Source organism: Bradyrhizobium sp. HKCCYLS20291 (assembly GCF_051167715.1).
GTDB lineage: Bacteria > Pseudomonadota > Alphaproteobacteria > Rhizobiales > Xanthobacteraceae > Bradyrhizobium.
Genome location: NZ_JBNPTO010000026.1, coordinates 71542 through 83488 on the forward strand (window position 1 = coordinate 71542; position 11947 = coordinate 83488).

At 66.3% G+C, this 11947-nt stretch carries 8 protein-coding genes; 7 read left to right on the top strand and 1 reads right to left on the bottom strand.

All coding sequences use genetic code 11. The annotated features are described in order from the left end of the window. Positions 1-249: 249 nt before the first annotated feature. The 6 genes from ACQR07_RS34995 to ACQR07_RS35020 all read left to right on the top strand — a co-directional run bounded on the left by ACQR07_RS34995 (position 250) and on the right by ACQR07_RS35020 (position 9129). Complete coding sequence (locus tag ACQR07_RS34995) at positions 250-2277, top strand: methyl-accepting chemotaxis protein (RefSeq protein ID WP_434906590.1); 2028 nt, start codon at positions 250-252, stop codon at positions 2275-2277. A gap of 327 nt (positions 2278-2604) precedes the next feature. After that, a complete protein-coding gene (locus ACQR07_RS35000) occupies positions 2605-4311 on the top strand; it encodes a methyl-accepting chemotaxis protein (protein ID WP_434906591.1) in 1707 nt (568 codons plus the stop codon). 275 nt (positions 4312-4586) lie between these two features. Further along, the gene (locus ACQR07_RS35005; protein ID WP_434906592.1) at positions 4587-6278 is read left to right on the top strand and encodes a methyl-accepting chemotaxis protein; all 1692 of its coding nucleotides are present in this window, start codon (positions 4587-4589) and stop codon (positions 6276-6278) included. A gap of 243 nt (positions 6279-6521) precedes the next feature. Continuing rightward, a complete protein-coding gene (locus ACQR07_RS35010) occupies positions 6522-7517 on the top strand; it encodes an MBL fold metallo-hydrolase (protein WP_434906593.1) in 996 nt (331 codons plus the stop codon). 39 nt (positions 7518-7556) lie between these two features. After that, positions 7557-8660: a J domain-containing protein gene (locus ACQR07_RS35015; protein ID WP_434906594.1), complete on the top strand. Its 1104-nt coding sequence runs from the start codon at positions 7557-7559 to the stop codon at positions 8658-8660. A gap of 130 nt (positions 8661-8790) precedes the next feature. Further along, the gene (locus ACQR07_RS35020) at positions 8791-9129 is read left to right on the top strand and encodes an antibiotic biosynthesis monooxygenase (RefSeq protein ID WP_434906595.1); all 339 of its coding nucleotides are present in this window, start codon (positions 8791-8793) and stop codon (positions 9127-9129) included. A gap of 44 nt (positions 9130-9173) precedes the next feature. Here the strand turns inward: ACQR07_RS35020 and ACQR07_RS35025 are convergent, their stop codons facing one another. After that, entirely contained in the window at positions 9174-10688 is a 1515-nt protein-coding gene (locus ACQR07_RS35025) for an acetyl-CoA acetyltransferase (RefSeq protein ID WP_434906596.1), read from the bottom strand. Positions 10689-10871: 183 nt separating this feature from the next. Between ACQR07_RS35025 and yghU the strand changes: the two genes are divergently transcribed. Then, positions 10872-11747, top strand: a complete 876-nt coding sequence (gene yghU, locus ACQR07_RS35030; RefSeq protein ID WP_434906597.1) for a glutathione-dependent disulfide-bond oxidoreductase — start codon at positions 10872-10874, stop codon at positions 11745-11747. The last annotated feature ends 200 nt before the right edge of the window (positions 11748-11947 follow it).

The window sequence follows — 11947 nt, forward strand, 5'->3', positions numbered from 1 at the left end:
CGGCGCATCGGCCGGATGCCGGCTGCGCAGTGTTGTCCCGGATTTTGGAACGATCCGCATAGCCGGGATGCCGAGTCCCGATCGGTGTTGCTCGTGCCGTCATAAGCGCCGCGAAGCACACGGAATCAGCAGATGTTTTCCGCGTGCAATGCGCGATGGCTCCCGTAAATTAACGGGTCTCTTAATACCTCACCTCTATACCGCTGAAACGGAGTGCGTCGCGTGACGCGTCCTTCTGTGGGTGGGGCAATGAAACTGAATCGGATCGGCTACAAACTCGGGCTCGCTGGCATCATCGGCGCATCTCTGGCGGTCGGCATGATCGTCAACCAGATGATGGCGGAGAGGGCCGTCGGCCAGGCCAATCAGCAGGCCGAGCGCGCGCGGCGCGTCGTCGAGAGCGTCTTGTCGGCCAGCATCAACATGCAGCAGACCCAGCTCGCAGGCCGCTCGGCGCGGCTGGCGCGGGCGCCGGCCGACGCGGAGAAGTCGGCTGCCGAGATTCAGCAGTTCTCGACCGCGATGGTCACCGACATCGAAGCCGCGCTGGCCAATGTGTCGACCGCCGACAATCGCGCCCGGCTGAGCCGGCTCAAGCAGCTGATGACGAGCTACGCGGCCGGAGCGGTGGACCTCGCCGAGGCGCAAAAGACGCTGCTGCTGCAGATCGACAAGCGCAGCGCGGTCTCCAACGAGTGGTCCAACAGTCTGAAGGCGTTGCTGGCCTCGCCGGGATTGCCGAACCTCGCCTTCCGTGAGCGGGTCGAGCGTCAGCTGCACGCGGCCGATGCCAAGCTGAACTACATGCGCTCCCAGGCATGGCGATTCGGCGTGACCGGTGATGCGGCGGCGATCGCAACCTTGAAGCAGACGGTGCCGCTGCTGAAGAGCGCGCTGACCGATGCCCGCATGCTGGCCGACGATCGCGAGATCCAGGCCACGATCACCAAGCTCAACGGCCTCGCTTCGGATTTCGTCGTCGCCAACGACGAGGTGGTGAAGATCGAAGGGATCAAGGAAGCCATTCTGCGCGATCGCACGCTGATCTATCTCGGCGAGGCCGGCGAGCTGATGACGGGCGCGGCCCAGGATGCCCGCGCGCGCAACGCCAGCGCCCGATTCGACGCCGATCAGGTCGCCGCGCAGGCGAGCCATGTCACCCTGTTCGCCGGACTGGCGGTGCTGGTGTCGGTGATCGGCTTGGTCGTGTTCTCGTTCTTCGGCATCGCGCGGCCGCTGACCCGGCTCAATGCGGCGCTCGGCGAGATGGCACGCGGCCGGCTCGACATCGTCATTCCCGGCGCGGCCCGCGGCGACGAGATCGGTGATCTCGCCAAGACGGTCACGGTGATCCAAGGCAATGCAGAGGACAACGCGCGCGCCGAAGCCGAGGCGAAGAGCGCGCAGGACGCAGTCCTCGTTCGCCAGCGCAAGGCGGACATGCAGCGACTCGCCGAACAGTTCGAGGCCGCCGTCGGTGAGATCGTGAACACCGTTTCGTCGGCATCGAGCCAGCTCGAACAGTCTGCGACCACGCTGACCCAGGCGGCGACGCGCTCGCAGGGGTTGACGACGGCCGTCGCCGCGGCGTCGGAGGAGGCCACCACCAACGTGCAATCGGTGGCGTCGGCGACCGAGCAGATGGCGTCCTCCGTCACCGAGATCAGCCGTCAGGTGCAGGAATCAGCGCGCATTGCCATCGATGCCGTCGGGCAGGCCCGCAGCACGACCGGCCGCGTCAGCGAGCTGTCGAAGGCGGCGACCCGCATCGGCGACGTTGTCGAGCTCATCAATACGATCGCAGGCCAGACCAATTTGCTCGCGCTCAACGCCACGATCGAGGCGGCACGTGCCGGCGACGCCGGCCGCGGATTTGCCGTGGTGGCCTCGGAGGTCAAGGCACTGGCGGAGCAGACCGCGAAGGCGACCGGCGAGATCGGCCAGCAGATCTCGAGCATCCAGGTTGCGACCCAGGAGTCGGTCTCGGCGATCAAGGACATCTCGACGACGATCGAGAAGCTGTCGGAGATCTCCTCCGCCATCGCGGCCGCCGTCGAGGAGCAGGGCGCAGCGACGCAGGAGATCTCGCGCAACGTCCAGCAGGCGGCTCACGGGACGCAGCAGGTCTCAGTCAACATCACCGAGGTTCAACGCGGCGCCAGCGAGACCGGCGCCGCCTCGGCGCAAGTGCTCGGGGCAGCACAGGCGCTGTCAGGCGACAGCAGCCGCCTGAAGGAAGAGGTCGCGAGCTTCCTCGGCTCGGTGAGGGCGGCGTGAGCTGACGTCGCAGCGATCGGCCAGCGTCGATCTCAACGTTTAATGAAGGCCTGGGCGGCGACGCCCGGGCCTTCGACGTTTCGAAGCGTGCGCTGTCCGGTCAGCGCCGCTTCTACGTAGTTCTACGTGACTCGCGTCAATGTGCCGCGCCCGGCGACGCATGATCCCGTACTTGTCCGGTTTCGGCCGTTAAGATTTCGCCGAGGCAACGGGTTCCAAAATTACAGACGTTAGTTTCTGCAGATTGCCGCCGGGACCAAACGCTCCGCCATGCGCGGAGCTGCCATGGCCTGGTCGGCCCACCACCTGCCTGCAAAGAGGTCATTGATGTCGTTTTTGTCTCGCTTTCGCGTGCTCACCAAGATTCTCGCCATCGTGGTGCTGATGGCCGTCGTGGCTGGCACGATCAGTTGGTTCGCCATCGGCGCGCTGCACGTCGTGGCCGAAGATGCGAGCAAGATGGCCATGGCTGCGAACCGCGCCCTGCAGGCCGCACGCGCCAACCAGAACGTCATCGCGTTGAACCGCGCCGAATTCCGCGCCGCGCTCGACCCGCGCGTTGACAACCGCGAGGCCGCGCTAAAGGTCGTCGAGGAGCAGCGCAAGCTGTTCACCGAGCACCTGGCCGAAGCCGCAAAGACCGCGGACGACCAGGCGCGCGCGATGATTCCCGAGGCTCGCGCCGCCTACGACGACTACATCAAGGGCATGGAGGAGACCTTCCGCGTCATTGCGGCCGCCAAGGACGTGCAGCTAAGCGAGCAGACGGAGCGCATGCGCGACGTCGCGATGAAGAGCCGCGCCAATGCTGAAAGGCTCCAAGCCAAGATCAAGGATATTGCCGATCGGCTGAACCATCGGGTAGAGGGTCTCGCGCAGGAATCCGAGGAGCAGTACGAGAAGACCTCGCGGATGATGATCATCATCGCCGTAGCAGGCATCGTGCTCGGGCTCGTACTCGGCTTCGTGATCGGCCAATACGGCATCGCCAAGCCGATGCGCGCGCTCGTCGCGGTGTTGCAGCGCATGGCCAAGGGCGAGGAGGTTGCGATCTCAGGCGAAGGCCGCGGTGACGAGATCGGCGACACTGCGCAGGCGGTCAACGAGATCAAGCTGATGCTGGCCGAGAAGGCCAAGCAGGAGGCTGAAGCCAAGATCGCCATGGACAAGCTGGCGGCCGAGCAGCGCCGGGCCGAGATGCACAAGATGGCCGATGGTTTCGAATCTGCCGTCGGCGAGATCGTCCACACGGTCTCCTCGGCCTCCACCGAGCTGGAAGCCTCGGCGACGACGCTGACGACCACCGCGACCCGCTCGCAGACGCTCGCCACCACGGTGGCCGCTGCCTCCGAAGAGGCCTCCACCAATGTGCAGTCGGTGGCGTCGGCGACCGAAGAGATGTCGTCGTCGGTGACCGAGATCGGCCGGCAGGTGCAGGAATCCGCGCGCATGGCCAGCGATGCCGTCGAGCAGGCGCGACGCACCAATGAGCGGGTCGGCGAGCTGTCGAAGGCCGCCACGAGGATCGGCGACGTCGTCGAGCTGATCAACACCATCGCCGGCCAGACCAACCTGCTGGCGCTCAACGCCACCATCGAGGCGGCGCGCGCGGGCGAAGCGGGCCGTGGCTTCGCGGTCGTCGCCTCCGAGGTCAAGGCGCTGGCCGAGCAGACCGCAAAGGCCACCGGCGAAATTGGTCAGCAGATCGGCAGCATCCAGGCGGCGACGCAGGAATCGGTCGGCGCCATCCGCGAGATCTCCGGCACCATCGAGAAGCTGTCGGAGATCTCCTCGGCCATCGCCGCGGCCGTCGAGGAGCAGGGCGCCGCAACCCAGGAAATCTCGCGCAATATCCAGCAGGCGGCGATCGGCACCGAGCAGGTGTCGTCCAACATCGCCGAGGTGCAGCGCGGCGCCAACGAGACCGGCTCGGCCTCGTCCCAGGTGCTGTCCGCCGCCCAGATGCTGTCGAACGACAGCAATCGACTCAAGCTGGAGGTCGGCCGCTTCCTGAACACGGTCCGCGCCGCGTAGTTGGCGGAGCAGCTACGGCTGCCACAACAACGGGCCATATCCGGCAGGGCCGCGGGCGCAAGCCCGCTGACGCATCGGCGAACTGCTCGCAACTATGCAACCTTGAATGCATTCATGGGGCGGCCCGTATTTTCACGGTTGCAAAGCTTTATGTTGGATTAATCGGTCACTGCAAAAGTGGAGCATCGCACCTAACAAAAACAGTCATGCCAATGCGCGCGTGACCGCCACAGCCGTCAGGCATGACCTTTGGGTCATCAGCTGGGAGTCTCGCCATGCGCACGAACCTGCCTGTTACCAAAGTCGAATATCCGATCACGGATGACACCCTGATCGTGTCGAAGACCGACGCGAAGGGCAAGCTCACCTTCTTCAATGAGGACTTCGTCAAAGCTGCCGGCTTCACCGAAGCCGAGCTGATGGGGCAGCCGCACAACATCGTCCGTCATCCCGACATGCCGCCGGAGGCGTTCGACAATCTCTGGACCACGCTGAAGGCGGGGCGGCCGTGGGTCGGCGCGGTGAAGAACCGTCGCAAGAACGGCGACTATTACTGGGTGTTGGCAACCGCCTCGCCGATCCGCAAGGACGGCCAGGTCGTCGGCTACACGTCGGTGCGCACCAAGCTGCCATCCGATCAGCGCGCTGAGGCCGAGCAGGTCTATGCCGCGATCCGCGAAAAGAAGTCGCACGGCTACAAGATCGAGGACGGCATCGTTCGGCGTCGCTCGCTGTTCGATCACCTCGCGATGTTCACCGGCACGATCGCATCGCGGCTGCGGACGCTGGTCGGATTGCAGACAGTGTTTCTGATCGTGCTCGGCATCATCTCGTTCGGCGAAGGCGGGCTTGGCGGCATGGCCGGCGCGGCGATCGCGGCGGCCGGCGTCGTGCTGTGCGGCCTCGTCGGCTTGCGCACCATCAGCGTCATCGTCGGGCCGCTCGATCATGTCAACGAGACGATGGAGAACATCACCCAGGGCAAGCTCGACACCCGCATGCACATCGCGCGCGACGACGAGATCGGCCGTGCCTTGCGCAACCTGCAGACGGTGCAGACGATGGTGCGCTTCAACGCCAGGGAGCTCCAGGAGCAGGAGCAACGCGCGGCGCGCACGCGTAAGCAGGAGATGTCGGCGCTTGCCGACAGCTTCGAAGGGGCGATCGGCAACATCGTCGAGACCGTCTCGTCGGCGTCTAGCAATCTCGAAACCTCGGCGAATTCGCTGTCGGGCACCGCAATGCGCGGACAGGAGCTTTCGACGACCGTCGCCGCGGCTTCGGAAGAGGCCTCAGCCAACGTCCAGGCCGTCGCCTCCGCGACCGAGGAGTTGACGTCCTCCGTGAGGGAGATCAGCCGCCAGGTCCAGGAGTCGGCGCGCATCGCGTCGGAGGCCGTCGATCAGGCCCGCCGCACCAATGATCGCGTCGGCGAACTCTCCAAGGCGGCAACCCGGATCGGCGACGTGGTCGAGCTGATCAACACGATCGCCGGCCAGACCAACCTACTGGCGCTCAATGCCACCATCGAGGCAGCGCGCGCCGGTGAAGCGGGCCGCGGCTTCGCCGTCGTGGCGTCGGAGGTCAAGGCGCTGGCCGAGCAGACCGCCAAGGCCACCGGCGAGATCGGCCAACAGATTTCCGGCATTCAGGGCGCGACGCAGGAATCGGTCGGCGCCATCCGGGAGATCTCGACGACGATCGAGCGCCTGTCCGAGATCGCCGCGGCCGTTGCGGCCGCCGTCGAGGAGCAGGGGGCCGCCACCGCCGAGATCTCGCGCAACATTCAGCAGGCCGCGATGGGGACGCAGCAAGTCTCCGCCAACGTCACCGACGTGCAGCGCGGCGCCGCCGAAACCGGCGACACTTCGAGCACGGTGCTCACGGCAGCGCGGCAGCTGTCTGGTGACAGCAACAAGCTCAAGCAGGAGGTAAGCCGCTTCCTGCAGTCGGTCCGCGCCGCCTGATCAGGCTACCTCTCCATACCGGCGACGGCCAACCATGGCCGTTGTCGCGTGCGATGCACGAACGAGACGCCCGGTTGCGCCGAGCAGCAAGGTCACATCGCCGCAGCAGCGTTTACCTTGCGGGCTGACTCCCAGTCTCCGGCTAGAAAGGTCGTGATCACGCCATAATCCCGCTAAGGTGCACAGGTTACTTGCATCCTGATCACCTTCAACCGGCGGTATTTGTGCGTGGCAGGCGATTCGATGGCAGGCGGAGTTTCGCGCAGGGGCTTGGTGCTGACGGCCGCGTCGGCTGCCGCAGCCTTTGGCCTCGATGCCGGTCTCGCCGTGGTCGCCGCCAAGCCGCGTCGCCGCACAGAGGATCCCGAGCGTGGCTATCGCCGGATCATGATCGGCGAGGCCGAGGTGATCGCGCTCTATGACGGCGTCTGGGAGAAGCCGCACGAGGCCGGCTTCTTCAGCAATGCCAGCGTCAGCGACGTCAAGGAGGTGCAGCGCGCGGCGGGCCTCAGCACCGCTTTCGTCACGGTGCCGATCTCCACCTTCGTGGTGCGGCTGAAAGGCAAGACCGTGCTGTGCGACGCCGGCGGCGGTGGTCAGGTCCAGGGCTATAACTCCGACTCGGTCTTCATCTCCGGACGGATGCTGGACAATCTGAAGGCGGTCGGTCTTCGTCCGCAGGACATCGACACCATTCTCATTTCCCATTTCCATCCTGATCACATCTTCGGCCTGATCCGCGAGGATACCGACACGCCGGTGTTTCCCAACGCCGAGATCATCGTCGCCGCGGCCGAGTACAAGTTCTGGACCGACCCGTCGCAGACCAGCCGGCTTCCGCCATGGCGGCAGTCGCTGGCGCGGCGCATCCAGGGCGTGATCCCCAGCTGGAAGAATGTGCTGCCCGTCGAGGGCGAGGACGAGGTGGTGCCCGGCATTCATTTCGTCAGCGTTCCCGGGCACACCCCGGGACACACCGCGTTTCATCTCAGCTCCGGCGCGGAGCAGCTGATGATCTCGGGGGATACGGCCTATGTGCCGACGTTCTGCCTGCGGCATCCCGAATGGCACGGGGCCTATGACCAGGACGGGCCGGCAGCCGAAGCCAGCCGGCGCAAATTGCTCGATCGTGTCGTTGCAGAAAAGATGTTGCTGTGTGGATCTCATTTTCCATGGGCCGCGTTCGGCCGGCTCAACCGTGATGGCGCCCATTATGCGCTCGATCTGCTCCCGGCTTGACCACGCGCCGGTCCCGCCGGCAGGGCGCGGGGCCGAGCCATGAGGACGCATTACGAAGTGCTCGGCGTGTCGCCGCGCGCCGATCTCGACACGATCAAGCGAGCGTTCCGCCAGGCCGCCAAGGCGCATCATCCCGACCTGAAGGGCGGAGGCGACGCGGCGTCGGAGCACGAGCTCAAGATGATCATCGTCGCCTACAAAGTGCTGCGCGATCGCGATCTGCGCGCCGAGTACGACGCTGATCTGGCAGACAAGCGTCAACGCGCCCGGCGCGAGCGCTGGGACGCGATCCTGCAGTTCACTGCCGCCACTGCCGTGCTCAGCGCCATCCTGATCGGGCTGGAGATCCTGCTGCTGCCGTCAATGGGGGACTGGATCGGCCGACCGCAGACGACGCGCTCGGTCACGCAGCAGCCACCCTCTGCACCGCCACCCGCGCCGTCGCGCGACGTTGCCGCGGCGCCTGCTATTCCAGACGCTGCCAGTGTCGCGAGTCCAATTGCCAAACCAACGGCGCCTGAGACCCCTCTGCCGCCCGCCATCGTAGAGCCCAAGCCGGTCGAGGAGGTCGCGGCGACGGCTCCGACCACCGCCGCGTCGTTCCTGAAGCGGGCGCTGGAACGCAGCCGGCAGGGCGATCTCGATCGCGCGGTCGCTGATTTCGACGAAGCGATCCAGCTCGCGCCGCGCAATGCCGACATCTATCGCTATCGCGCCAAGGACCTCGGCCGTCTCGGCCGATGGGACCTGGCGCTGGCCGACTACGACAGCGCCATTCGGCTGGATCCGTCCAACCCGGCGCTGTTTCGCGACCGCGGCCTCGCGCTTCAGCAGAAGGGCGAACTCGACGAGGCCCTGGTCGATCTCGATCGCGCCGTGCGCATGAGCTTCAGAGATGCCGAGCTGTACAGCGACCGTGGCGCGGTGTGGCTGGCGAAAGGCCGCTACGACCGGGCGCTCGCCGACTTCAACCAGGCGCTCAAGCTCAGCCCGGGCCTGGCGATCGCCGCCGCCCGCCGCGACGAGGCGCTCGAGCGCAAGCGCGAGCAGCAGCTGGCGGGTGACGAGCGCGCGCGTCCGTCAGCGCCGGAGACCACCGGCACGCTGCCGGTCAATGCGGCGCCGGGCGCCAGCGGGCGCTGAAATGATGCCGGTTGCGTGATGGACGTGCCGAAATCCACGCCACGGCGCGCAGCGTTCTGCTGACGGCCGTTTGCCTGCCCATCGGGTCGGAGCGGTGTGAGATCCAGGTTCGTCATCCCATGATCACGCCATGAGCGTCTACGTCTCCGTCACCGGCTTCCGTCCGCATCGCGGCCTCGTGCGCCGCTTCCGCTTCTGGTGGCACACGCTGCGCGCGGTGCGTCAGGCGCGCAACGCGCCTGGCAATCTCCGCGTCGAGCTCCGCCCAGTGGACGGGATCTATCACACGCTGACGGTCTGGACCGACGAGGCCAGCATGCGCGCCTATGTCAGAAGCGGCGCGCACCGCCGCGCGATGATCGGCTTCCGTGACCTCGGCGGCGGCAGGACGCTCGGCTTCGCGGCGGACGCCGATCCCGGCTGGGATGCGGCCTATGCGCGATGGCAGCGAGAGGCAAGGGAGGTGTGAGCCGTCAGGTTCGACGCATCGCGGTGGTGACGACGTCGAGCGGACTAATTCACCGTCCACTCCGGCACGCCGTCGGCGGCCATGGTGATGGTGCCGAGCGCGCCGACCGGCGTCCTGTCCAGGTTCATCAGGCGCGCCAGCGTAGCCGTATCCTGCGCAGGGACGCGCGCGAGCGTGCGGGTGTCCTGCTCGGTGCGCAGCATGACCACGCCATGCTCGACCTCGCCGTTGCGGTCATACAGCGCGGTGAAGCTTTCGACTTTGCCGCTGCCGCTAGCGTCGCTGACGAAGTCCGGCGCCGTTGCGCGATGCCGATCGGCCTCGGCCTGGACGCTGACGTCCTGCGACAGCGACGCTGGCGGCTCGCGCGAGATCACCAGCGCATGATGCTTGGTGACGAAGCCGCCCTGGCCATACAGCAAGCCGCGCTTGGCGCCGCCGCCGCGCAGCCGCCGCACCATCGCGCAGGCGGCATGCGTCATGTAGGTGTTGAGCGGCGCGCCGAAGAACGTCAGTCCGCCCGTCACGGTGGGCTCGACGTCGGCGCCGAGCCCGAGCGTTCGCCGCGCCATCTTCGGCACGCAGGGAAAGCAGCTGTAGAGCTCGATGACGTCGAACGCCGTGCCCTTGCCGCCGACCAGATTCATCGCGGCGTGTAGCACCGCATTCTGCGGATGGCTCTCGGCGAACTGATCGCGCGTGAGATAGTCGCGCGGATCCTCGGCCGATGCGCCGCCGAGCGGATAGATCATCCTGGTCTCGGCGATGCCGGCAGCCCGCGCCTTCGCAAGGCTGGTCAGGATCAGCGCCGCGCCCATGTTGACCATGGGATTGGCGACCATCAGCTTGGTGTACGGCCAGGCGATCGGCCGGTTGTCGGGCGACGGCGTCGTGATTTCTTCGGGCGCAAAATGCCGCTTGAGCCAGGCATTCGGATTGTACGCAGCGACAGCCGAGAAGCGCGACCACAGTTCGCCGGATTCGGCGAGCGCCTGCCGCGGCGTCTGGCCCCACTTCGCCGCGCTCGCGACCTCGTAGAACGGATAGACGGACACGGGGCGAAACACGCCGAGCTTGACCGCGAGCGGCTTCTGGAACGCGGCGCCGCGCTTCGGCTCCTCGACATCGTGGGCGAACGGCGTCCATGGCAGCTGCACGCCGGCGCGCTCCGCCTTGGTCGCGGTCGACTGGGCTTCCGCGCCGCAGACCACGGCAACCTCGCATTCACCGCGCGCGATCCGCAACGCGGCCTCGTGCAGGAAACGGATCGGGCTCTCGCCGCCGACCGGCCCGTAGTGACAATGCGACGGGCTGATGCCCAGCCGCTGCGCCAGCAATCGCTCGGGATCGCGATAGCGCCAGCTCAGGAAGTTGACGACGTCGAGTGAGCCGGTGTCCTGAACCAGCTTGGCGCCGGCGTCGTTTTCCGCCCGGCGGATGGCCTGTTCGAGCAGCGCCAGCGGCTCGAGGCCGTCGCCGATCTCCTTGGGGCGATCGACGATCTCGCCCACGCCGACGATGACGGGAATGAGGTCCGGGGGCAGGGGATTTGCAGTCATCGGCGTTTCCGGCGGCCGGCCCATCAGGGGTCGTCCTTGTTATCTTGTCTCCGTTCTGTCATCGCCGGTTCGACCGCGCAATGCAGAAAATGTGGATGGTGCCCGCGCGCGGCATGGCTTCCGCTTCACGGCATATGCGCTTAAAACCCCTGCATCATTCGTCGCTCACGCCGGAGTTTTTTCGTGTCCGAACAGAACAGCTACGTCCCGCCGAAGGTCTGGACCTGGAACAAGGCGAGCGGCGGCCGCTTCGCCAACATCAACCGGCCGATCGCGGGGCCGACCCACGACAAGGAATTGCCTGTCGGCCGTCATCCCTTGCAGCTCTATTCGCTGGGCACGCCGAACGGCGTGAAGGTCACGGTTATGCTGGAGGAGCTCTTGGCGCTCGGCCATGCCGGCGCGGAATATGACGCCTGGCTGATCCGCATCGGCGAGGGCGATCAGTTCGGCTCCGGCTTCGTCAGCATCAATCCGAATTCCAAGATCCCGGCGCTGCTCGACCGCAGCGGCCCCGAGCCGATCCGCGTGTTCGAGTCCGGCGCCATCCTGGTCTATCTCGCCGAGAAGTTCGGCGCCTTGCTGCCGACCGAGCCGGCCAGGCGCGCCGAATGCCTGTCCTGGCTATTCTGGCAGATGGGCGCCGCGCCCTATCTCGGCGGCGGCTTCGGCCACTTCTATGCGTACGCGCCGACCAAGATCGAATATGCCATCGACCGCTTCGCGATGGAGGTGAAGCGCCAGCTCGACGTGCTCGACCGTCGTCTTTCCGAAAGCGAATATCTCGCCGGCCCGGACTACACCATCGCCGACATCGCGGTGTGGCCGTGGTATGGCTCGCTGGCCAAGGGCCTGCTGTACGAAGGCGGCGAATTCCTCTCAGTGCAGGACTACAAGAACGTCCAGCGCTGGACCGACCAGATCGCGCAGCGCATCCCGGTAAAGCGCGGCCGCATGGTCAACCGCGTCTCCGGAGATCCCAAGAGCCAGCTCCACGAACGCCACGACGCCGGCGATTTCGACACCAAGACGCAGGACAAGATCGGGCAGGGCGGGTAGTCGTCTTGTAGGGTGGGCAAAGGCGCGCTCCACCGCCATCTCAGCGAACACAGTCTCTCGCGCGCCGTGCCCACCGCGGTCCCTCATCTCCACCGCCGGTGGGCACGCGCCGCCTGACGGCGTCGCTTTGCCCACCCTACGAGGCTGTGAATCTTTTGATGCCAGCCGTGGTGCGAATATGATTCTCTGAGCGGAGCGAT